Source organism: Streptomyces sp. NPDC050508 (assembly GCF_040655155.1).
GTDB lineage: Bacteria > Actinomycetota > Actinomycetes > Streptomycetales > Streptomycetaceae > Streptomyces.
This window is the reverse complement of record NZ_JBFAJJ010000012.1, coordinates 272,546-293,471: the sequence shown is the minus strand read 5'-3', so window position 1 is coordinate 293,471 and position 20,926 is coordinate 272,546. Positions and strand designations below refer to the sequence as shown.

The 20,926-nt window shown below is 70.4% G+C and carries 20 protein-coding genes; 12 read left to right on the top strand and 8 right to left on the bottom strand.

Annotated elements, in window-relative coordinates; all coding sequences use genetic code 11:
- Window positions 1-180 precede the first annotated feature (180 nt).
- Both AB0I69_RS31810 and AB0I69_RS31805 read left to right on the top strand, forming a co-directional pair.
- On the top strand, window positions 181-1,941 hold the full coding sequence (locus tag AB0I69_RS31810) for a polysaccharide deacetylase family protein (protein ID WP_363099179.1): 1,761 nt from the start codon (window positions 181-183) through the stop codon (window positions 1,939-1,941).
- 29 nt (window positions 1,942-1,970) lie between these two features.
- Window positions 1,971-2,957 carry a hypothetical protein gene (locus tag AB0I69_RS31805; RefSeq protein ID WP_363099178.1) on the top strand — a complete coding sequence of 329 codons (987 nt, stop codon included), beginning with the start codon at window positions 1,971-1,973 and terminating at the stop codon, window positions 2,955-2,957.
- 6 nt (window positions 2,958-2,963) lie between these two features.
- Here AB0I69_RS31805 and AB0I69_RS31800 read toward each other — a convergent pair whose 3' ends face one another.
- Window positions 2,964-3,800: a chitosanase gene (locus AB0I69_RS31800; RefSeq protein WP_363099177.1), complete on the bottom strand. Its 837-nt coding sequence runs from the start codon at window positions 3,798-3,800 to the stop codon at window positions 2,964-2,966.
- 116 nt (window positions 3,801-3,916) lie between these two features.
- Here AB0I69_RS31800 and AB0I69_RS31795 point away from each other — a divergent pair, with 116 nt between their 5' ends.
- The 3 genes from AB0I69_RS31795 to AB0I69_RS31785 are packed head-to-tail and all read left to right on the top strand — an operon-like array spanning window position 3,917 to window position 6,897.
- Complete coding sequence (locus AB0I69_RS31795; protein ID WP_363099176.1) at window positions 3,917-4,636, top strand: VWA domain-containing protein; 720 nt, start codon at window positions 3,917-3,919, stop codon at window positions 4,634-4,636.
- Complete coding sequence (locus AB0I69_RS31790) at window positions 4,633-5,196, top strand: HutD family protein (protein ID WP_363099175.1); 564 nt, start codon at window positions 4,633-4,635, stop codon at window positions 5,194-5,196. The genes AB0I69_RS31795 and AB0I69_RS31790 overlap by 4 nt, the downstream gene beginning before the upstream one ends.
- Window positions 5,197-5,250: 54 nt before the next feature.
- A complete protein-coding gene (locus AB0I69_RS31785; protein WP_363099174.1) occupies window positions 5,251-6,897 on the top strand; it encodes a cytochrome bc complex cytochrome b subunit in 1,647 nt (548 codons plus the stop codon).
- On the opposite strand, the gene AB0I69_RS31780 is transcribed toward AB0I69_RS31785, so the two are convergent.
- Together AB0I69_RS31780 and AB0I69_RS31775 are read right to left on the bottom strand one after the other, a co-directional pair.
- Window positions 6,875-7,840, bottom strand: a complete 966-nt coding sequence (locus AB0I69_RS31780; protein WP_363099173.1) for an acyl-CoA dehydrogenase family protein — start codon at window positions 7,838-7,840, stop codon at window positions 6,875-6,877. The genes AB0I69_RS31785 and AB0I69_RS31780 overlap by 23 nt on opposite strands.
- Window positions 7,840-8,979 (bottom strand): acyl-CoA dehydrogenase family protein, encoded by a 1,140-nt coding sequence (locus tag AB0I69_RS31775; protein WP_363099172.1) that lies wholly within the window; start codon window positions 8,977-8,979, stop codon window positions 7,840-7,842. The genes AB0I69_RS31780 and AB0I69_RS31775 overlap by 1 nt, the downstream gene beginning before the upstream one ends.
- Window positions 8,980-9,028: 49 nt before the next feature.
- Here AB0I69_RS31775 and AB0I69_RS31770 point away from each other — a divergent pair, with 49 nt between their 5' ends.
- From AB0I69_RS31770 to AB0I69_RS31760, 3 genes are read left to right on the top strand one after another with little or no spacing between them, the layout of a single operon-like run.
- Entirely contained in the window at window positions 9,029-9,817 is a 789-nt protein-coding gene (locus tag AB0I69_RS31770; RefSeq protein WP_363099171.1) for an SDR family oxidoreductase, read from the top strand.
- A 39-nt stretch (window positions 9,818-9,856) separates the two neighbouring features.
- The gene (locus tag AB0I69_RS31765) at window positions 9,857-10,468 is read left to right on the top strand and encodes a TetR/AcrR family transcriptional regulator (RefSeq protein WP_363099170.1); all 612 of its coding nucleotides are present in this window, start codon (window positions 9,857-9,859) and stop codon (window positions 10,466-10,468) included.
- A gap of 26 nt (window positions 10,469-10,494) precedes the next feature.
- Window positions 10,495-11,652 (top strand): acetyl-CoA C-acetyltransferase, encoded by a 1,158-nt coding sequence (locus AB0I69_RS31760; protein ID WP_363099169.1) that lies wholly within the window; start codon window positions 10,495-10,497, stop codon window positions 11,650-11,652.
- A 44-nt stretch (window positions 11,653-11,696) separates the two neighbouring features.
- On the opposite strand, the gene AB0I69_RS31755 is transcribed toward AB0I69_RS31760, so the two are convergent.
- From AB0I69_RS31755 to AB0I69_RS31740, 4 genes are read right to left on the bottom strand one after another with little or no spacing between them, the layout of a single operon-like run.
- Window positions 11,697-12,749: a nitronate monooxygenase gene (locus AB0I69_RS31755; RefSeq protein ID WP_363099223.1), complete on the bottom strand. Its 1,053-nt coding sequence runs from the start codon at window positions 12,747-12,749 to the stop codon at window positions 11,697-11,699.
- Window positions 12,749-13,492, bottom strand: coding sequence for a CoA-transferase (locus AB0I69_RS31750; RefSeq protein ID WP_363099168.1), 744 nt, complete (start codon window positions 13,490-13,492; stop codon window positions 12,749-12,751). The genes AB0I69_RS31755 and AB0I69_RS31750 overlap by 1 nt, the downstream gene beginning before the upstream one ends.
- Window positions 13,492-14,340, bottom strand: a complete 849-nt coding sequence (locus AB0I69_RS31745) for a CoA-transferase (protein ID WP_363099167.1) — start codon at window positions 14,338-14,340, stop codon at window positions 13,492-13,494. Before AB0I69_RS31745 ends, AB0I69_RS31750 begins: the two co-directional genes overlap by 1 nt.
- Window positions 14,337-15,110, bottom strand: a complete 774-nt coding sequence (locus AB0I69_RS31740; protein ID WP_363099166.1) for an enoyl-CoA hydratase family protein — start codon at window positions 15,108-15,110, stop codon at window positions 14,337-14,339. Before AB0I69_RS31740 ends, AB0I69_RS31745 begins: the two co-directional genes overlap by 4 nt.
- 85 nt (window positions 15,111-15,195) lie before the next feature.
- On the opposite strand from AB0I69_RS31740, the gene AB0I69_RS31735 reads away from it, so the two are divergent.
- Window positions 15,196-15,966, top strand: coding sequence for an SDR family oxidoreductase (locus tag AB0I69_RS31735; RefSeq protein WP_363099165.1), 771 nt, complete (start codon window positions 15,196-15,198; stop codon window positions 15,964-15,966).
- Window positions 15,967-15,971: 5 nt separating this feature from the next.
- Entirely contained in the window at window positions 15,972-16,877 is a 906-nt protein-coding gene (locus AB0I69_RS31730) for an SDR family oxidoreductase (RefSeq protein WP_363099164.1), read from the top strand.
- Window positions 16,878-17,135: 258 nt separating this feature from the next.
- On the opposite strand, the gene AB0I69_RS31725 is transcribed toward AB0I69_RS31730, so the two are convergent.
- Window positions 17,136-18,017, bottom strand: a complete 882-nt coding sequence (locus AB0I69_RS31725; RefSeq protein ID WP_363099163.1) for a hypothetical protein — start codon at window positions 18,015-18,017, stop codon at window positions 17,136-17,138.
- Between the two features lie 171 nt (window positions 18,018-18,188).
- Between AB0I69_RS31725 and AB0I69_RS31720 the strand changes: the two genes are divergently transcribed.
- Together AB0I69_RS31720 and AB0I69_RS31715 are read left to right on the top strand one after the other, a co-directional pair.
- Entirely contained in the window at window positions 18,189-19,604 is a 1,416-nt protein-coding gene (locus tag AB0I69_RS31720) for a hypothetical protein (RefSeq protein ID WP_363099162.1), read from the top strand.
- 80 nt (window positions 19,605-19,684) lie between these two features.
- Entirely contained in the window at window positions 19,685-20,926 is a 1,242-nt protein-coding gene (locus AB0I69_RS31715) for an AAA family ATPase (protein ID WP_363099161.1), read from the top strand.

Genomic DNA, 20,926 nt, shown 5'->3' with positions numbered 1-20,926 from the left:
CAGTGGGGAATCCGCAAAAAGGGCCTGACCGATTGACACTCTTCTCGGGTGCCAGAAGAATCGGTGACTTCTTGCAGCAAAAAACCTTTGCCACTGATTGGCAAAGTGGGGGGAAAGATCGTGAGACCAAGACTTTCATTCGTTCCACTACTCGTCGCTGCTCTGCTCAGCGGCACGTTTATGGCGACGGGCGCCCAGGCCGCCGGGGGGAGCCGGCATCCTGGTGAGAACGTCGCTCCCAAGTCCGGGCTGAGCCGCGTCGACCTCAAGGGCTGGGTGAGCACCCAGCTCACGGCCGACACCGCACGGCGCGCCCAGCCGCACCCGAAGACCGCGACCACCCTGGCGAGCACCACCGGGATCCCGCTCACCTCCGTGCCGGCGGTGAACCGGCAGGCCGAGCTGCTGTCGCCGACCGCCGTCACCGCTCCGACCACCCTCGTGCTCTACGACACGGCGGGCCCCTACGGGCAGTTGGGCGAGCTGTACGCGATGGCCGCGGCCAACCTCGCGGGCCACTTCGGCACCGTGACGGCCAAGCCCGTCCAGCAGTACACCGCCGGGATGCTCGACTCGTACTCGGCCGTCGTCTACATCGGCTCGACGTACTACGGCGGCACCATCCCGGACGCGGTCCCGGCCGCGTTCTACCAGGACGCGACGGCCACCACCAAGCCCGTGACCTGGATCGGCGACAACATCTGGAACATGGCGAACGCCGACGGCGTGGCCCAGTTCAGCCAGAAGTACGGCTGGGACCCGACGACCTCGTACTTCGAGGACGGCGGCTCGGTCGGCACGGTGACGCAGGTGTCGTACAAGGGCCAGACCCTCACCCGGACCATCCCCGCTGGGCAGGACGGCGGCGTGCTGCGCCCCAACGTCCTGACGGGGACGGGCTATCCGGCGGTCACCCGGCTCGCGGAGGGCCTCGACAGCTCGAACGGCCACACCTTCGGATGGGCGATCCGCTCGTCCAACCTCACCTACATCGGTGAAGTCCCCTTCGCCTACGTCTCCGAGACCGACCGTGTCATCGCCTTCGAGGACCTGCTCTTCGACGCGCTCGCACCGGCCACCGCCACACAGCACCGCGCGATGGTGCGCCTGGAGGACATCAGCCCCAACTCGGATCCCACCGAGTTGCGGACCATGGCCGACTATCTGTACTCGCAGCACATTCCCTACGGGATCAATGTGATTCCCGTCTACACGGACCCCAACGGCACCTACAACAACGGGATTGCGCAGACGTTCACCCTCAAGCAGAAGCCGCTGGTGGTCAGCGCCCTGAAGTACATGCTGGCCCGGGGCGCGGTCCTGATGGACCACGGCTACACACACCAGTACAGCAACGTGGCCAATCCCTACAACGGTGTGACCGGGGACGACTTCGAGTTCTACCGGGCACACGTGGATACGGCGAACAACGTCGTCTACGACGGTCCGGTCGCCGAGGACTCCACGGTATGGGCCCAGAGCCGGGTCACGAGCGCGCTCGCGGCGTTCACCGCCGCGGGACTGCCGAAGCCGACCCTCTGGACGACCCCGCACTATGCGGGGTCGGCCGCGGACTACAAGGTCTTCAGTTCGAATTTCTCGGCACGGCTCGAACGGTCGCTGTATTTCTCCGGAACGCTCAACGGTAATTCGGCGGGTCCCAACACCTTCATCGGGCAGTTCTTCCCCTATGTGGTGCGTGATGTGTACGGGACCAAAGTGCTTCCCGAAAACATCGGGAATTACGAGCCGGAGGCCTTCAACAACCATCCGCCGAGGCTGCCGGTCGACCTCATCGCCGCGGCGAAGGCCAATCTCGCCGTGCGGGACGGTTTCGCCAGCTTCTTCTACCACCCGTACTACCCGACCCAGCCGTTGAAGGACACGATCGACGGCATCAAGGCGCTGGGCTACACCTTCGTCAGCCCGACCAGCCTGTGAGGGCACGCCTGAAGAGGGGGACTGTCGCCATGACGGCGGCGGTCCTCCTCGCCGTGAGCGGCTGTTCGTCCGCGACCCCGCCCGCCGGGACCTCGACGATGCGCGGTTTCGCGCTGCCGTCCTGGTACCGGACCGACTACGACAGCCCGGCCGCCGCCCGGTATCTGCGGGACATCCACGCGACCGGGGCCCGCTGGGTCACCTTCACGCCGACCTGGTACCAGACGCGTGTCACCGACTCCGCGCTGCACACCACGGAGGAGACCGCGAGCGACGCGAGCCTGCGGCACATCGTGGACCGCGCCCACCGGGCCGGCCTCAAAGTGATGATCAAGCCGCACGTGGACCTGCCCGGCGACGTCGACCGCGCGGAGATCCGCCCGCACGACCGCACCGCCTGGTTCGCCGCGTACCGACGCTTCATCACCCACTACGCGGACCTCGCGGCGGACACCGGCACCGAGCAGTTCGCGGTCGGCACCGAACTCGCCGGCGTCTCCGGCGACACCGCCGCCTGGACCGAGGTCGTCAAGGCGGTCCGCGACCACTACGACGGGCCGCTGACGTACGCCGCCAACTACGACGAGTACGAGCGGATCCACTTCTGGAAGGAACTCGACCTCGTCGGCATCGACGCCTACTGGCCGCTGTCCGCGAAACCCACCTACGACACCGGCACGTTGCGCCGCGCCTGGGAGCCGATCCGCAGGAGGCTCGCCGGGTACGCCGAGCGCCAGGGCCGGCGGATCCTGTTCACCGAGGCCGGTTACGTCAGCCAGCGCGGCAGCACGACGGCGCCGTACTCCTGGACCGTCAGCCACACCACCGGCGATGCCGAACAGGCCGCCGCCTACCGGGCGTTGCTCGACTCGTTCGAAGGACGGCGGTGGTGGGCCGGGGTGTGCTGGTGGATGTGGGACGACTGGCCGGACAGCGGGGAGACACCGGCGCGGCTGGCGTACACCCCGCACGGGAAACCGGCGGAGCGGGTGCTGCGCGACAAGTGGGCGCGGTGATCCCCGCTAGGGCACCTTGTACGTCTCCCCGTACACCTTCCACACCAACGGCGTCCGCAGCTCCAGGTTCCCCTCCTCCAGGAACTTTCGCTGGGCCGTGTCGATGCGGGAGGTGTCGATGCCGGGGTGCTTGGCCCGCATCGTGGCGCGCCGGATGTCGAGGAAGGCGCTCAAGTAGGCCTTCTCGGAGCCTCCTTCGGCCGGGGTCTTGGCCAATCGCATCGCGCGCTCCCGGATGCCGTAGAAGCCGTCCGTGCCCGGGCCGTGGAAGACGATCGCGTCGTAGTAGATGAACTGGCCGAGCGGGCCGAGGCCGTCGCGTCGGGCGGTGCTGACCGAGGGGTCGAAGTAGATGCGGTCGCGCTCCGCGTCCTGCGCCGCCTGGAAGGCGGGGACCTTCGCCTCGGCGCGCCAGGCGGTCTGGAAGCCGGGGTCCAGGCCCTGGTGGGAGTCCGTGCCGTCGACCTTGCGCAGGGCGGGGAGGAAGCGGGCGAGGCCGTTGTCGGGGTGGGCCGCGGTGTAGCGCTCGACCAGGACGAGCAGGTCGTGGGTGCCGGTGCAGAAGCCGATGATGCCCGCGGTGTAGCCCTGGCCGTCGCCGATGTCCTGGATGTAGGCGTACGCGCTGCGCCAGTCGAGCGTCGAGTTCTCGGCGCTGGCCACGAGTTCCTGCGCGAGGTTCTTCATGGCCGGCGCGGCCAGGCCCACGGCTGCTCTCCGTTGCGTCGCGACGGACGGGGGCCCGGGACGTGGGTCGTCGTGGGCGGTGGGTGAGGAGCCGTAGGCCGTCGCGGCGAGGACGACGGGTACGGCGGCGAGCATCAGGACGCCGACGCGTTTCATGGGGCCCAGCGTAGGGGCGGTTACGTCCCTTATTCCGGGGGTTGGGGGGACATTGGGACTGCCGGACCTGCGTGGCGTAACCTCGATGCTTTCGCCGTGATCCGAAGGGAGCCCCTGTGGCCGCGATCTCGCTCAGCAAGGTCGAGGAGACCGCGCCCGCACTGGTCAGCCTGTACAAGAGCGCCGGGGTGTCGCTGCGCAAGCACGGCCTGGACGGGCAGCGAGCCGCCGTCTATCTCGTGGTCGACTACTCGGGTTCCATGAAGCCGTACTACAAGGACGGCAGTGTGCAGGCGCTCGCGGACCGGGTGCTGGGCCTGTCGGCGCACCTCGATGACGACGGGATCGTGCCGGTCTTCTTCTTCTCGACGGACGTCGATGCCGTCACGGACATCGCGCTCGCCGATCATCAGGGGCGTATCGAGCGGATCGTGGCCGGGCTCGGGCACATGGGCAAGACCAGCTACCACCTGGGCATGGACGCCGTCATCGACCACTATCTCGACAGCGGCTCCAAGGAACCCGCCCTCGTCGTCTTCCAGACCGACGGCGGACCGATCAACAAGCTCGCCGCCGAACGGTACTTGTGCAAGGCCGCGAAGCTCCCGCTGTTCTGGCAGTTCATAGGGTTCGGCGACGCGAAGAGCAAGCAGTTCGAATTCCTGCGCAAGTTGGACGAGTTGGCGGTGCCGGAGAAGCGGGCGGTCGACAACGCGGGCTTCTTCCACGCCGGTTCGGATCCGCTGAAGATGTCCGACGCGGAGCTGTACGACCGGCTGGTGGGCGAGTTCCCGCAGTGGCTGGCGACGGCACGGGAGCGGGGGATCGTCCAGTGACCCGGTTCCTGCCCGCCTCGGCCCGAACTGCCGTGCCCTGGAAGAACGGTGGCGGTGTGACGCGCGAGATCGCCGCCTGGCCCGAGGGCGCGGACATGGACGACTTCGCGTGGCGGGTGAGCCTCGCCGAGGTCGGGGCGGACGGGCCGTTCTCCGCCTTCCCCGACGTCGACCGGACCCTGACCGTCGTCGAGGGCGCCGGCATGGACCTCACCGTCGGCGGCACCCGGCAGCTCGTCAACACCCGTTACGCACCAAGGGACTTCAGAGGCGATGTGCCCACCGACTGCCGGTTGCTGGACGGGCCGGTCGTCAACCTCAACGTCATGTGGCGCCGGGGCGCCGGTGCTACGCCCCCCACGGTCGCCGTTGTCCGCGGACGGCTGCGGGTGTGCGCGGGCGCTCTGGTGGTGGCGCTCGACGGGACCGCCCAGGTGGCCGGGCTGACTCTGGAGCCCTACGACGCCGTGCAGTTGGGCGATGAGGAGGCCGTGCTGCACGCGTGGGGGCGTGCCGCGGTGATCGGGCTGTCATTGCCTGCTGACGCACCGTTGGCTTAGCCGGGGCCCCGTGACACCCTGTGGGGTGATCCGGACGGGGAGGGCGACGAACGTATGGACGGCGCACGAACGGTGAACGGCACGGCGGGCGGCGGACGGCCGGACGAGGCCGGCAAGGGCGAGAAGCTGGCCGACTGGGCGGACGGGCGGCTGGGCCTGTACGCGCTGGCCAAGGCCAACATGCGCAAGGTCTTCCCGGACCACTGGTCCTTCATGCTGGGCGAGATCTGCCTCTACAGCTTCATCATCCTGATCCTCACCGGCGTCTATCTCACCCTGTTCTTCGAACCGAGCGGCGTCGAGGTCATCTACCACGGCTCGTACACGCCGTTGAACGGCATCCCGATGACCCGGGCGTTCGAGTCCACGCTCGACATCAGCTTCGACGTGCGCGGCGGGCTGCTGATCCGGCAGATCCACCACTGGGCGGCCGTCGTCTTCATCGCCGGCATGCTCATCCACATGATGCGGGTGTTCTTCACCGGGGCGTTCCGCAAGCCGCGCGAGCTCAACTGGGTGTTCGGCTGGACCCTGTTGTTCCTCGGCATCATCACCGGGCTGACCGGCTACTCGCTCCCCGACGACCTGCTGTCCGGCACCGGCATCCGCTTCGCCGACGGCGCGATCCTGTCCATGCCGATCGTCGGCACGTACATGTCGATGTTCCTGTTCGGCGGGGAGTTCCCGGGGCACGACATCATCTCGCGGCTCTTCCCGATCCATGTCCTGGTGCTGCCGGGGATCATGCTGGGCCTGGTGGTCGCGCACCTGATCCTGGTCTTCTACCACAAGCACACGCAGTACCCCGGGGCCGGACGCGACCAGAAGAGCGTGGTCGGGATGCCCTTCCTGCCCGTCTACATGGCCAAGGCGGGCGGCTTCTTCTTCCTCGTCTTCGGGGTGCTCGCCATCATGGGCGGGATCGCCAGCATCAACCCCGTGTGGGCCTTCGGACCGTACCGGCCGGACCTGGTGACGACCGGTGCCCAACCCGACTGGTATCTCGGCTTCTCCGAGGGGCTGATCAGGGTGATGCCGGGATGGGAGATCGACGCCTGGGGCCACACCCTGGAGTTGGGCGTCTTCATCCCCTTCACGCTGTTCCCGCTGATCCTGGCCGCCATCGGCGCCTACCCGTTCATCGAGTCCTGGATCACCGGCGACAAACGCGAACACCACATCCTGGACCGGCCGCGCAACATGCCCGTGCGCACCGGGCTCGGGGTGGCCTGGCTGAGTCTGTACGGGGTACTGCTCATCGGCGGCGGCAACGACGTCGTGGCCACCCATCTCGATCTGTCGATCAACGCGATCACCTGGTTCGTGCGTGTCGGCTTCTTCGCGGTGCCGGTGCTCGCCTTCATCGCCACCAAACGGGTCTGCATGGGGCTCCAACGCCGGGACCGGGACAAGGTGTTGCACGGCCGCGAGTCCGGCCTCATCAAGATGCTGCCGCACGGCGAGTACGTCGAGGTCCACGAACCCCTCGCCTCGGACGAGCGGTTCAGGCTCACCCAGCACGAGCAGGATCCGCCCTACGAGATCGGGCCGCTCGTCGACGCCAACGGGGTGGAGCGGCAGGTCAAGGGTGGACAGCGGGTGCGGGCGCGGCTGGCCAAAGCGATGTTCGGGTCCGAGGCGCAGATCCCGAAGCCGACGGTGGAGGAATACAAGGAACTCACGAGCGGCGACCACCACTGAAGCCTTCGAGTACGGTGGCCCGGCACTCACCCGGGTCGCCCCAACTAGCGCGCAGGGCACGGGCCTTGGTCAGCCACAGCGACAGGTCGTACTCCGCGGTGTAGCCGATCGCCCCGTGCAGCTGAAGCGCCGTACGCGCCGTCGCGTACGCCGCCTCGCACGCCGTGACCTTGGCCGCGGCCACGTCCGCCTCCGTCATGGTGAGCGCGGCGCCGAAGAGCAGCGGGCGCGCGAACTCCAACGCGATCTTCGCATCGGCCAGTTGATGCTTCACGGCCTGGAACGAGCCTATGGGGACACCGAATTGGGTGCGCTGCCTGACGTGGGCGACGGTCCTGTCGAGCAGCGCGAGACCGACGCCGAGGGCCTGGGCGGCGGTCGCGAGACGGGCCCAGGTGAGGGCTTGAGTGACGGGTGGGTCCGGGGTGAGGAGTTCGCCGCCAGGGAGGAGGGGGGTGAGACGGCGCGCCGGGTCGAGGGACGTGCGGACCGGCCCGTGCCCGGGGGCCAGCCGCAGACCGTCGGCGTCCCAGCTCAGGCGGGTCGTCGCCGCATCACCGTCCAGTGCGTACGACCCCGCCGGTGCCGCCGTCGCCATCGCCTCACCCGACGCCAGCGCGGGCAACAGCCGCTTGGCGAGCCCGGGTTCGGTCAGCAGCGCTGCCGCCATGACCGTCTCCACCAGGGGTCCCGGAACCGCGTGCCGCCCCAACTCCACGAACGCCACGGCGAGTTCGACCGGCCGGGGTCCCAGCCCCTCGTACGCCTCCGGCACCGCCAGCGCGAACACCCCCGCCTCCGCGATACGGCGCCACAGGGCCCGCCCGCTCGCATGCCCGCCGCGGCTCCAGGACCGTACGACCGACGGAGTGTCCGCGGCCGTCAGCATCGCGTCCAACGAGTCGGCGAACGCCCGCTGTTCGGTGTCGAGGAGGAAGCGCATCAGCGGCGTCCCTTCGGCAGGCCGAGCAGGCGCTCGGCGATGATGTCGCGCTGGATCTCGTTCGTCCCGGCGTAGATGGGGCCCGCGAGGGAGAAGACATAGCCCTCGGCCCAGTCGGTGTCCGCCAACTCACCGTCCGCGCCCAGCAGTTCGAGGGCCGTCTCGTGCAGGGCGATGTCGTACTCGGACCAGAAGACCTTGTTCAGGCTGGACTCCGGGCCGATGGACTCGCCGTCGAGGAAACGGGAGGCGTTGGCGTAGGTGAAGAGCTGGTAGGCGCGGGCGCCGATCACCGCGTCCGCCACCCGGTCCCTTGTGGTGGGTGAACTGCCCTGCGTCCGCCAGAGGTTGAGGAGGCGGTCGGCGGCGGCGAGGAAGCGGCCGGGGGAGCGGAGGGTGAGCCCGCGTTCGTTGCCCGCGGTCGACATGGCGACCCGCCAGCCCTGGCCCGGCTCGCCGATCACGTCCTCGTCGGGGACGAACACCCCGTCCAGGAACAGCTCCGCGAAGGCCGGTTTGCCGTCGAGGCGGCCGATCGGGCGGACCGTGACGCCGGGCGCGCGCAGGTCGAACATCAGGTAGGTGAGGCCCTGATGGGGCTTCGGGGTGTCCGGCTCGCTGCGGAACAGGCCGAACGCGCGGTCCGCGAAGGCCGCGCGCGACGACCACGTCTTCTGGCCGCTCACCAGCCAGCCCCCGTCCGCGCGCACTGCCCGCGAGGTGAGGGACGCCAGATCCGAACCCGCCTCCGGCTCCGACCACGCCTGCGCCCACACCACCTCGCCGGTCGCCATCGACGGCAGCACGCGCGCGCGTTGCTCGCGTGTGCCGTGGTCGAAGAGGGTCGGGGCGAGAAGGTTGATGCCGTTCTGGCCGACCCGGCCCGGCGCGCCGGCCGCGTAGTACTCCTCCTCGAAGACCAGCCACCGCACAATGTCCACGCCCCGGCCGCCGTACTCCTCGGGCCAGGACACCACCGACCAGCGGTCCGCGGCGAGTTGGGCCTCCCAGCCGCGGTGCGCGGCGAAGCCGTCGGCCGTTTCCAGGGAGGGGAGCGGGACGGTCGGCACGTGCGCGTGCAGCCAGGCGCGGGCCTCGGCGCGGAACGCCTCCTGGCCGGGAGTGAAGTCCAGGTCCATTGACCGCCCATCCTTCCCTAACAAGTGTTTGGTAGGTTAGCGTGGCCCCATGACAGGCGTCGAGAGTCCGGCATACGTCCCCGGGCACGGGCTGTTGAAGGGGCGCACCGCCGTCGTCACCGCCGCCGCAGGCGCGGGCATCGGCGGGGCCACCGCGCGCCGTTTCCTGGAGGAGGGCGCGCGCGTGCTGATCAGCGACGCACACGCGCGACGGCTCAAGGAGTACGAGGCCGAGTTGACCGGGGAGTTCGGGTCGGAGTCGGTCGCCGCGCTGCCGTGCGATGTGACTGACGAGGCCCAGGTGGAAGCTCTGTTCGACGCGGCCGTCACCGCGCACGGACGCCTCGACGTCGTCGTCAACAACGCGGGCCTGGGCGGGACTTCGGACCTCGTCGACATGACCGACGAACAGTGGATGCGGGTGCTGGACGTGACCTTGAACGGCACGTTCCGCTGCACCCGCGCGGCCCTCCGGGCGATGCGCGGGACCGGCGGCGGAGTGATCGTCAACAACGCCTCCGTCGTCGGCTGGCGCGCCCAGGCCGGACAGGCGCACTACGCGGCGGCCAAGGCGGGCGTGATGGCGCTGACCCGGTGCGCGGCCATCGAGGCCGCGGAGTACGGGGTGCGGGTGAACGCGGTGTCGCCGAGCCTCGCCATGCACCCGCACCTGGTGAAGGTCACGACGCCCGAGCTGCTCGCTGAACTCACCGCTCGCGAGGCCTTCGGGCGGTACGCGGAGCCCTGGGAGGTGGCCAACGTGATCGTGTTCCTGGCCTCGGACTACTCCTCGTACATGACCGGCGAGACCGTCTCCGTGAGCAGCCAGCATGCGTAGCGGCGCGAGAGGTCGTACGAGGGGCACGACAATGGTCCCGTGCCGACCAAGAAGAAGCCCCCGGTGACCGCCGCTCCGGCCCGCCGTCGTGAACTCCTCGACACGGCCGCCGAGGTCTTCGCCGAGCAGGGGTACAACGCCACCACCGTACGGAAGATCGCCGACCACGCGGGCATGCTCGCGGGCAGCCTCTACTACCACTTCGACTCCAAGGAATCGATGCTGGAGGAGATCCTGCGGACCTTCCTCGACGAGCTGTGGGGCGGCTACGACACCGTCCTGGACGCCGAGTTGAGTCCGCGGGGGACGTTGGAGGCCCTGGTCACCGAGTCGTTCCGGGAGATCGACCGGCACCGTGCCGCCGTCGCCATCTACCAGAAGGAGAGCAAGCAACTGGTCGCGCAGGAGCGGTTCGCGTTCCTCGCCGAGTCGCAGCGCAAGTTCGAGAAGGCGTGGCTGTCCACGCTGGAGCGCGGGGTCGCCGCCCGGGTCTTCCGGGCCGACCTCGACGTCCGGCTCACCTACCGCTTCGTGCGGGACACGGTGTGGGTCGCCGCCTCCTGGTACCGGCCGGGCGGACAGCACAGCGCGGAGGAGATCGCCCGGCAGTACCTGTCGATGGTGCTGGACGGGATCGCCGTACGCACGTAACTCACTGGTCTGTATGGGGAGTTGACATGGCCGAGGCCTACATCGTCGAAGCGGTCCGTACGCCCGTCGGGCGCCGCCGGGGAGGGCTCAGTGCGGTGCATCCCGCCGACCTCGGGGCGCATGTGCTGAAGGCGTTGGTCGCGCGCTCGGGGGTCGATCCCGCCGCCGTCGAGGACGTCGTCTTCGGATGCCTGGACGCGGTGGGTCCCCAGGCCGGGGACATCGCGCGGACCGCCTGGCTGGCGGCCGGGCTCCCCGAAGAGGTGCCGGGGGTGACGGTGGACCGGCAGTGCGGGTCCTCGCAGCAGGCCGTGCACTTCGCCGCGCAGGGCGTGCTGTCCGGCACCCAGGACCTGGTCGTCGCCGGCGGCGTCCAGAACATGTCTCTCATCCCCATCGCCTTCGCCTCCCGCCAGGCCGCCGAACCGCTCGGGCTCACGGAGGGACCCTTCGCGGGCAGCGACGGCTGGCGCGCGCGGTACGGGACACGGCCCGTCAACCAGTTCGCCGGTGCCGAGATGATCGCCGCGAAGTGGGGGATCAGCAGGCAGGACCAGGAGGAGTTCGCGCTCCGCTCGCACCGGCGGGCCCTGCACGCCATCGACGAGGGCCGCTTCGCACGGGAGACGGTGGCGTACGGCACGGTCACGGTCGACGAGGGCCCACGGCGGGACACCTCGCTGGAGAAGATGGCCGGACTGAAACCGGTCGTCGACGGCGGCACCATCACCGCCGCCTGCTCCTCCCAGGTCTCCGACGGCGCGGCGGCGATGCTGCTCGCCTCGGAACGCGCGGTGCGGGAACACGGGCTGCGGCCCAGGGCCCGCGTCCATCACCTCTCCGTCCGCGGCGAGGACCCCATCCGGATGCTCTCGGCCCCCATCCCGGCCACCGCCCACGCCCTGAAGAAGACCGGCCTCTCCATCGACGCCATCGACCTCGTCGAGATCAACGAGGCCTTCGCACCCGTCGTCCTGGCCTGGCTGAAGGAGACGGGCGCCGACCCCGACCGGGTCAACGTCAACGGCGGCGCCATCGCCCTCGGCCACCCGCTCGGCGCGACCGGCGTCAAGCTCATGACCACCCTCCTGCACGAACTGGAGCGCACCGGCGGCCGGTTCGGCCTCCAGACCATGTGCGAGGGCGGCGGGCAGGCCAACGTGACGATCATCGAACGGCTCTGAGCAGCCCAGGCCCGGGCCGCGCCCTTACCTGCCCGGCCCGCAGCTCAGGCGTCGGCCCGGACCAGCGTCCACAACACCTCGTCGGCCTCCTTCATCACCCGCCGCACCAGCTCCGCACACGACGGCAGATCGTCGATCACCCCGGCGACCTGCCCGGAGGCCATCACGCCCAGATCCGTCCGCCCGTCCACCATCGACGCCTTGAGCAGCATCGGCGTGTTCGCGGCCAGCAGGACCTGGCCCCACGTCAGCTCCCTGCCGTGCTTCATGGCGAGACCGTCGCGGATCATGCCCCGCCAGGTCAGCCCCGACAGCTCGCGGAAACCGGCCGCCCGACGTATCGCCCGCAACAGGGTCCGCGTACGGCCGGAGTTCTCCAAGGCGTCCACCAGTTCCGTACGGAGCATGCGGTGCGGAAGACCGTCGACCGCCGTCGTGACCGTGACGTCCTTGACCGTCGCCGCCAGATAGGCCGCCTTCACCGCGTCCGGGACCGTCGAGTCCGAGGTGAGCAGGAAACGCGTGCCCATCGCGACCCCCGCCGCCCCGTACGCCAGCGCCGCGACCAGCCCCCGCCCGTCGAAGAACCCGCCCGCCGCCACGACCGGTATGTCCACCGCGTCCACGACCTGCGGCAACAACACCGTCGTCGCCACCTCCCCGGTGTGCCCGCCACCCTCCCCGCCCTGCACGATCACCGCGTCCGCGCCCCACGCGGCGACCTTCTCCGCGTGCCGCCGCGCCCCGATCGACGGGATCACGACGACGCCCGCCTCCTTCAACTCGGCGATCAGCTCGGCAGAGGGCGCGAGCGCGAAGGACGCGACCCGTACGCCCTCCTCGATCATGATCCGCACCCGGTCACCGGCGTCCGCCGCGTCCGCGCGCAGATTCACCCCGAACGGCGCCTGCGTACGGGACTTGACCTCGCGAATCGCCTCCCGGAGCCGGTCGGTGGTCATGGTCGCGGAGGCCAGGATGCCCAGCGCTCCCGCGTTCGCCGAGGCCGACACCAGGCGCGGGCCCGCCACCCAGCCCATGCCCGTCTGCACGATCGGATGCCGGACCCCGACCAGCCGGGTCAGCGCGGTCTCCATCACGAACTCACTTCTCTGAGGCGGCTGTCGGCGGGGTCGATCACCTCACGGATCAGCCGCAACTCCTCCTCGGTCGGCTCCCGCGTGTACGGCACCTCGTCCGGCACCGTCAACGCGAACCCCGTAGCCTCCCGCACCCGCTCCACACTCACCCCGGGATGCAGCGAGGCCAGCCGCATCGAGCGGTCGGGGGTCGCGAAGTCGAAGACGCCGAGGTCGGACACGACCCGCGGGATCCGGTGGAAGCGCCCCGTGCCGGGATGCTCGGCGACCCGGTCGTACCCCACCCCGCACACCATGTCGACCTTCTCCACGAACACCCGCGGAGAGTGCCGCGGTATCCAGTAACTCGTCGGATTGTTCAGTGTGTTGATCGGCGCCCCGCGCACCCCGAGCAACTGCCGCGTGGGTCGCGCCCAGTCGCCGATGCACGAGATGTTCTGGTTGCCGTACCGGTCGATCTGGCTCGCGCCCATCATCACGTGCCGCCGCCCGCCGGACACCAGGGCCAGGTGCTGTCGGTACGGCAACCAGCCCTCGGGCGTGCCGTCCGGGCGGACGATCATCGCCTCGCCGTCGGTCAGCAACAGGTCGGGCGCGAAGGTGAGCCGGGCCAGCCGCGCGCCGACGGACGGGATCAGCCCCATCGGGCTCGCCAGGATCTCCCCGGCGTCGCGCCAGGCCTCGGCACAGGCGATCACGCAGTACTCGGAGCGCCGTACGTCCGTGCGCGATACGTCCATCACCCTTGCTCCTCCTGCCAGTTCCGCACGGCCGACCCGTAGGCCTGTTCGTCACCGGCCAGGAAGCGCTCGGCGAACTCCGCCCAGGGCGTCGTCGCGTACAGCCGCTGGACGTCCTCGTCCCTGCCGTAGTCGGGAGCGCACGACGTGAAGTGGGCGCCGCCCGGAGCCTCGACCACGCCGGTCACGCTCAGCCGCTTGACGAGCAGCGACTGAGACGGCGCCTCTTTCGTCAACTCGGCCGTGTCCACGATCCGTTCGCAGGAGACATAGGCCGCGTCCGCCGCCTCGCAGAACAGGTCGTCGAAGTACGGGTCCGGGCCCAGATACTGCCCGTTGCCCAGCCGGTCGGCGCGGTTGACGTGCACCAGGGCCGCGTCCAGCCGCAGCGCGGGCATCGCCACGAACGTCTCCCCGTCCTCGTACGGCGAAGTGACCGTCCGCAGGCCGGAATTGACCCGCATGACGTCCGAACCGATACCCGCGCGCACCGGCAGGAACGGCAGCCGGTTCGCCGCCGCGCGCAGACCCCACATGAACATGGCCTCGTCGACCTCCATCAGCTCGAACGCCCCGCGCTCGCGAGCCGCCCGGTAGTGCGGTTCGAGCGGGACGGAATCGAGGGTGACGAAGGCCGCCACCAGCTTGCGGACCCGGCCGGCCGCCACCAGCATCCCGACGTCCGGGCCGCCGTACGAGACCAGGGTGAGATCGTCGATGTCGCTCCGCAGCAGCGCCCTGACCAGGGACAACGGCTTCCGTCGGGAACCCCAGCCGCCGATGCCCAAGGTCATGCCGCTCGTCAACCGGGAGACGACCTCATCGGCGGTCATCGTCTTGTCGGTCACTGCTCACCACCCTCCTTTCCGTCCCTTCCGAACGTGTCACGCACCCGGTCGGCCACCCCGCTGACGCTCGCCTCGAAGGTGAAGCCCTGCTCGAAGCGGTAACTGCGGCGGACGTCGACGGGGTCGATACCGTTGATCGCGGACTTGGCGAGCCGGATCAGCTCGCCGTCCTTGGCGGCTATCTCGCCCGCCAACTCCAGGGCGGCGGACAGCAGTTCCTCGCGCGGCACGACCCGCCACACCGAGCCGTGCGCGTGCAGCTCGGCCGCCGTCGCCGTACGCGAGGTGTAGTACAGGGCGCGCATCAGGTGCTGCGGGACCAGCCGGGCCAGATGCGTGGCGGCGCCCAGCGCGCCCCGGTCCAGCTCGGGCAGGCCGAAGGTGGCGTCCTCGCTCGCCACGATCACGTCCGCGTTGCCCACCAGCCCGATACCCCCGCCCAGACAGAATCCCTGCACGGCAGCGACGACCGGCACCTCGCACTCGTACACCGCGGCGAACGCCTCGAAACAGCCCCGGTTCACCCCGACCAGGGCCGACTGCCCCCGCGCCTGTATCTCCTTGATGTCCACGCCCGCGTTGAATCCCCGCCCCTCGGCCGCCAGCACCACACAGCGCACATCGCGGTCACGCCCGGCCGCGCGCACGGCGTCGGCCAGCGCGAACCAGCCGTCCACCGGCAGCGCGTTCACCGGCGGGAAGTCGACCGTGACGACGGCGACGCCATTTTTTTCGGGCCCCTTTTTCGAGGGAGAGGTGGAGACACCCATGGACGCATCAGCTACCTTTCCACCAAACATTTGTTAGGTGCGAGGCTTCGAAGCTAGCAGCCGGAGTATCCGAGCGGGAGGCCCTGTGGACAACTCCCCCGACCGTCCGCTGAACGGCCGGTCCGTCCTCGTCACCGGCGGCACCCGAGGCGTCGGCGCCGGTATCGCACGGGCCTTCGTCGAGGCCGGTGCCGAGGTGCTGACCTGTGCGCGCAGACCGCCCGAAGTCCCGGTCGAGGGGACCGAGTTCAGGCCCCTGGACCTGCGCGACCCGGACGCCGTACGGGAGTTCTTCGCCGCGCTGCCCCGGCTCGACGTCCTCGTCAACAACGCGGGCGGCGCACCGTACCGCCCACTCGTCGACGCGGAGGCCGAACGCCACGCGCGCATCATCGAGTTGAACCTCCTCGCACCGCTCACCGCCTCCCTCGCCGCGTACGAGCACCTCAAGCGGGCCAAGGGCTCGGTCGTGATGATCGGCAGCGTCAGCGGCAGCCGGCCCTCGCCCGGTTCGGCGGCGTACGGGGCGGCCAAGGCCGGCCTTGCGAACCTGGCGAGTTCGATGGCGGTGGAGTGGGCGCCGGACATCCGCGTCAACACCCTCGTCGTCGGCATGGTCCGTACGGAACTGTCCCACCTCCACTACGGCGGCGAGGACGCCATCGCGGCCGTCTCCCGCACCGTCCCGCTCGGCCGGCTCGCCGACCCCTCCGACATCGGCGCGGCGGCGGTCTTCCTGGCCTCCGACGCAGCCGCCTACATCAGCGGGGCGAGCCTTCTGGTGCACGGGGGCGGGGAACGGCCCGCGTTCCTGGACGCGGCAACTGCCAACAAGGGGAAGCGAGTTGAAGGGTGATCGAGATGAGCGGAATCTGTAACGGGCGGGTGGTCGTCGTCACCGGCGCGGGGCGGGGGCTCGGCCGTGCCCACGCCCTCGCGTTCGCCGCAGAGGGCGCCCGGGTGGTCGTCAACGACCTCGGCGTCGGCCTCGACGGCACCCCGGACCCCGACAGCCCGGCCGCGCGGGTCGTCGCCGAGATCCGCGCGGCGGGCGGCGAGGCGGTGGCCCACGGCGGCGACATCGCCACGGCCGCCGGTGCCGCGTCCCTGGTCGCGACCGCGCTGGAGACCTACGGCCGGCTCGACACCCTTGTCAACAACGCGGGTTACCTGCGCGACCGGATGCTCGTCAACCTCGACGAGGACGACTGGGACGCGGTGATGCGGGTCCATCTGAAGGGGCACTTCCTGCCTCTGAAACACGCGGCGGCCCACTGGCGGGCGGAGGCGAAAGCCGGCCGCACTCCGGTCGCCCGGATCATCAACACCAGTAGCGGAGCAGGGCTGTTGGGCTCGATCGGACAGGGCAACTACAGCGCCGCCAAGGCCGGCATCATCGGCCTGACCCTGGTCGCGGCAGCCGAACTCGCCCGCTACGGCGTCCAGGTCAACGCGATCGCCCCCGCGGCACGGACCCGCATGACGGAACACACCTTCGCGGAGACGATGACCGCGCCCGACTCCGGGTTCGATGCGATGGCGCCGGAGAATGTGTCGCCGTTGGTGGTGTGGCTGGGGTCCGCGGAGGCGGCTGGGGTCACCGGGCGGGTTTTCGAGGCTGAGGGTGGGCGGATCACCGTGATGGAGGGGTGGCGGGCGGGGCCCGGTGCGGACAAGGGGGAGCGGTGGGGTGTGGGGGAGGTGGGGGAGACGGTGCTGAAGTTGTTGGGGGAGGCGGGGGTGCCGGGGGCGGTGTACGGGGCGTAGGTGGAGGGGCGGCGCCTCCCTCTCTCGACCGACCGCGCTGCTTCCGTACGTCTGCGTTTCGGCCGACCGCGCTGCTTCCGTACGTCTGCGTTTCGGCCGACCGAGATGCTTCCGTACGTCGACTTCTCGGCCGACCGAGTCTGCCGCTGTGCGTCCACTTCCTGGCCGACCGAGACGGGTGGTGGGTGGGCATAGGCCGGGGGTCTGGGGGCGGAGCCCCCAGGACGCCCGCTTCAACACCGGTCACCTGGAAGGGACTTACGTATCGCACTCCAACACCGTCCGGCACAGAGAACACCTCGCCCGTACCCGCCCCCGCACCGGCACCCTGATTCGCTGATGACACGTAGGGCACGGGAACGACACCCGTAGACTCCCGCCACTGTCCGGGGAGAAGGAGTACGGCACCCCCTTCTGCACTCCGGGCCCGTGCCGCCGGTCATGGGCATACCGTCGCCGCCCCGCCCACCCCGCCGCCGTCAGCGGAGGCTGCTCCTCGTCACGCCGGGCCTGGGCCATCCCCTTGACGTACGCCGTGTAGGCCTGCGGGCTGGTGAACCACACCGAGGGATCCTCACCGAAGACCAGGGCACGCTTCGCGAGGACGTACCCGAACTCCTCCGGCGTGAGATACCCGAGCTTCTGCGAGGACGCCGAGTCCTCCCGATACGCGTCCAGCAGCAACCACCCCGCGCCCAGATACGTCGCCGCCGTGTCCGTGAGGATCTCGTTCTCGCGGGTGCCGGGGAACGACAGGTCGAGGCGGTGCAGATAGACGTGCATCACCTCGTGCGCGAGAGCCGCGCCGATGTCCCGACGATGCGTGCGGAACCGGTCGTTCAACTCGATGAAGTACTCGGGCCCGGCGGCCAGTTCGACGTTCGCCGCATGCGTCATCTCACGGAAGCTGATGATCGGCCGGGCGTCCGGAAGCCGGTAGTGCCGGACCATCTCGTGGGCCACCCGCTGTGCGCCCAGGTGCAGGTCGTCCGTGTCGCAGAAGGCCACGTCGACGGGGGCCACGCTCGTCGCGAACGTCTGGACGGTGTCGTAGGACAACCGCTTGTAGAGCGCGGTGATGGCGTCCCGCACCGTATCGAGGTGCGGGTAGCCGTGCTCGACCGGTCCGTCGTCCGCCACGTCCACAACCCCCAGAGACGCCCTGAACCCGCATCCACTCTATGCCGGTGCGCACGAATGCACGCCTCTGAAATCCCCCTGACAGATCGCGGCCGGGAAGGCTATGCTCCCCGCGATGACGACTCACTCTGTTCACAGAATGGGGGTCCCGTCCGCGCAAGGTGAGTGCTGATGCTCCCTCACACCGCGAACGGGAATTCCCGACTTTCCTTCTGGCTGCGCGTGCGCGAGTTCGCCGTGCCGCCCTCCATGATCGAGACCGCTACGGCCCGTCGGCACGCCGGGGACTGGGCGGGCGCCTGCGCCGCTGCCGGCGTCGACATCGATCTCGACCTACGGTCCGTAGCGCGCACCCACGGCCGGGAACTGGCCGCCCGGGTCCGCGCCGATCTCCGTCGAATCGCCCCTGACCTGCTCCGCTGGCATCTGCCGAGGATCGCCCCTGACGGGCTGCTGCGCCCGGGACTGACCCTCACCCTGGCCCGCTACGGCGACGATGCGGCGGGCCCGCCGCACCTGGTGGTCCGGACTCCACCCGCCTGGGCGGACGGCGGCCAGCGCATCAGCCTCGCGCTGTGGGACGGCACGCGTCGCGACGCCGACGCCCGCCGACATCCGCATCCACGGCCCAGCCGAGGGTTCCGCCTCGACCTGCACCGACACCTGTGGGACGCGGGCAGGAGCGGTGAGCTGCGGGCCCGCTCCGGGGCGGATCGGCCAGAGCTGCCGGACCCGTTGGAGGTGCTGGAGTCGCTGGAGAAGGTGCCGGAAGCACGCCACTGCGCCGTCGACCGATGGGCGGCCGAGGCGGCGATTCTGCTCCACGCCGAAGGACTCCACACCGACGGACTCCATGCCGAGGGACGCACGACCGGTCCCGTCACGGTACGGCTCGGCTCCCGGCGGCGGCTGCTCCTCACCCTGGACCCGGATCCGGCCGCGGACACCCTGCGTATCGCACCGGCGCCGACCGACGGCAGTGCCGCCGCGCTGCCGGTCCTGCCCGACGCGGCGACCTGGGTCCTGCCCGACCTGGAACTCCTCCGCACCGGTTCGATCGACGCCGGCCAACTCCATCCGCTGGTCGCCGCCGCACTCGTACCGGATCGCCCCCGGCCGGACGGTTCCGCGCCGATGCCGGACCGGGCAGGGCAACCGCACCTGGTCGACTGCCGGGGCGCCCGGCACCGGATCGGTCTGGTCGACGGGGTGCTCGCGCCCCTGGACCACGATCCCGCCGAGATCCGTCGCGAGGAACTGCTGGTCGCGCTGACCGGCACCCCGCTGCCCTGCCTCCAGGCCATCGACGAGGCACACCGCCACCCGGACTGCCTCACCGGCGTGCGCGAACGCCTCATCCACGGGGACACCGCCGGCGCGCTGGCCGTCGTAGAAGGACTGCTCGGTCCTGACGCGGTGCTGCGTGGCGGCGCGCTGCGGGACGAACTGCGGGCGGCGGCCGAACGGCGGCTCGCGTACGGGCTGTTCAGGGCGGGCCTGACCGGACCCGGACCTCGATCCGGCCACTTCTTCCCGGGACTTCCGCGTGCCCAGAAGCTCCGACCCCGCCGCACCACCGGCCGCTGACCGCACGGGACTTCAGCCCCGCCCGCACGCGCTCCGACCTCACCCACGCACGCCCCACCACAACCCAAAGGTGACCACATATGCCCACACGCACCCTGTACGCCGCGACCAGCACCCCCTCCCAAGCCTCCCAACTAGACATCGCCGGCGACCTGTTGACCCTCTTGCGCGCCACCACCACCGAACCCCGCCCCGACACCCAGCTGGAGGCCCTGACCCTGACCGTCGCCGCCGACCTCCCCGTGCTGCTGTGGGGCGAGCCGGGTATCGGCAAGACGGCGGCGCTGACCCAGCTCGCCGCCGCCCTGGACCTGCCGTTGACCACGGTGATCGCCAGCGTCCACGAGCCGTCCGACTTCTCCGGGCTGCCCGTCGTGGGCGACGATCCCGCCGAGCAGGGCGTCCCGATGGCCCCGCCGGACTGGGCCGTACGGCTCGTGCGGGCGGGCCGGGGGCTGTTGTTCCTGGACGAGTTGTCGACCGCGCCGCCCGCCGTGCAGGCCGCGCTGCTCCGGCTGGTGCTGGAGCGACGGATCGGTGCGCTGCAACTGCCGCCCGGGGTACGGATCGTGGCCGCCGCCAACCCGCGGTCCTCGGCGGCCGACGGCTGGGAGTTGAGCCCGCCGCTGGCGAACCGCTTCGTGCACCTTCAGTGGACCCACGACCACGAGGTCGTCGTACGCGGACTCGGTGGCACCTGGCCCCGGGCGACCCTGCCGCGGCTCGACCCGGAGAAGCTGCCGGAGGCCGTGGACTTCGCGCGCCGCGCGGTGTGCGGGCTGCTCACCGGCCGCCCCAAGCTCGTGCACCGACTGCCCAGCAGCGAGGCGCGGCGCGGCGGTGCCTGGCCGTCGCCCCGGAGTTGGGAGATGGCGATGAGCCTGATCGCGTTCGCGACCGCCGCCGGTTCCTCCCGTGAAGTGCTGTCTCTGCTCGTCAGGGGCACGGTGGGGGACGGTCCGGGCCTGGAACTGCTGGCCGGTGTGGACCGGATGGACCTTCCCGACCCCGAGACGTTCCTCGCCGATCCGACGGCCGGTGAGCTGCCCGAGCGCGGGGATCTACGGCAAGCCGTGCTCGACGGAGTGGTGGCCGCGGTCCGTAACCGTCCCGACAGGGCCCGCTGGGACGCGGCGTGGGCGCTCCTGGTCCGGGCGTTGGAGACCGGCGCCCCGGACCTGGTCGTCGTGCCCGCGACGACTCTCGCCTCGCTGCGCCGGGAGGACTGGGACGTTCCCGCGTCCATCGAGCAACTCGCCGGAGTGGTCGCCCTGTCGCAGCGGGCGGACCGCGCCGCCGTGGCCGTGAAGAGCGGCCGATGA

Excerpts from the sequence above, each read along its gene's own strand:
- AB0I69_RS31810 (WP_363099179.1), top strand. The coding sequence starts at position 181 with ATGGCGACGGGCGCCCAGGCCGCCGGGGGGAGCCGGCATCCTGGTGAG.
- AB0I69_RS31805 (WP_363099178.1), top strand. The coding sequence starts at position 1,971 with ATGACGGCGGCGGTCCTCCTCGCCGTGAGCGGCTGTTCGTCCGCGACC.
- AB0I69_RS31800 (WP_363099177.1), bottom strand. The coding sequence starts at position 3,800 with ATGAAACGCGTCGGCGTCCTGATGCTCGCCGCCGTACCCGTCGTCCTC.
- AB0I69_RS31785 (WP_363099174.1), top strand. The coding sequence starts at position 5,251 with ATGGACGGCGCACGAACGGTGAACGGCACGGCGGGCGGCGGACGGCCG.
- AB0I69_RS31780 (WP_363099173.1), bottom strand. The coding sequence starts at position 7,840 with ATGCGCTTCCTCCTCGACACCGAACAGCGGGCGTTCGCCGACTCGTTG.
- AB0I69_RS31775 (WP_363099172.1), bottom strand. The coding sequence starts at position 8,979 with ATGGACCTGGACTTCACTCCCGGCCAGGAGGCGTTCCGCGCCGAGGCC.
- AB0I69_RS31770 (WP_363099171.1), top strand. The coding sequence starts at position 9,029 with ATGACAGGCGTCGAGAGTCCGGCATACGTCCCCGGGCACGGGCTGTTG.
- AB0I69_RS31760 (WP_363099169.1), top strand. The coding sequence starts at position 10,495 with ATGGCCGAGGCCTACATCGTCGAAGCGGTCCGTACGCCCGTCGGGCGC.
- AB0I69_RS31755 (WP_363099223.1), bottom strand. The coding sequence starts at position 12,749 with ATGGAGACCGCGCTGACCCGGCTGGTCGGGGTCCGGCATCCGATCGTG.
- AB0I69_RS31750 (WP_363099168.1), bottom strand. The coding sequence starts at position 13,492 with ATGGACGTATCGCGCACGGACGTACGGCGCTCCGAGTACTGCGTGATC.
- AB0I69_RS31740 (WP_363099166.1), bottom strand. The coding sequence starts at position 15,110 with ATGGGTGTCTCCACCTCTCCCTCGAAAAAGGGGCCCGAAAAAAATGGC.
- AB0I69_RS31730 (WP_363099164.1), top strand. The coding sequence starts at position 15,972 with ATGAGCGGAATCTGTAACGGGCGGGTGGTCGTCGTCACCGGCGCGGGG.
- AB0I69_RS31720 (WP_363099162.1), top strand. The coding sequence starts at position 18,189 with ATGCTCCCTCACACCGCGAACGGGAATTCCCGACTTTCCTTCTGGCTG.
- AB0I69_RS31715 (WP_363099161.1), top strand. The coding sequence starts at position 19,685 with ATGCCCACACGCACCCTGTACGCCGCGACCAGCACCCCCTCCCAAGCC.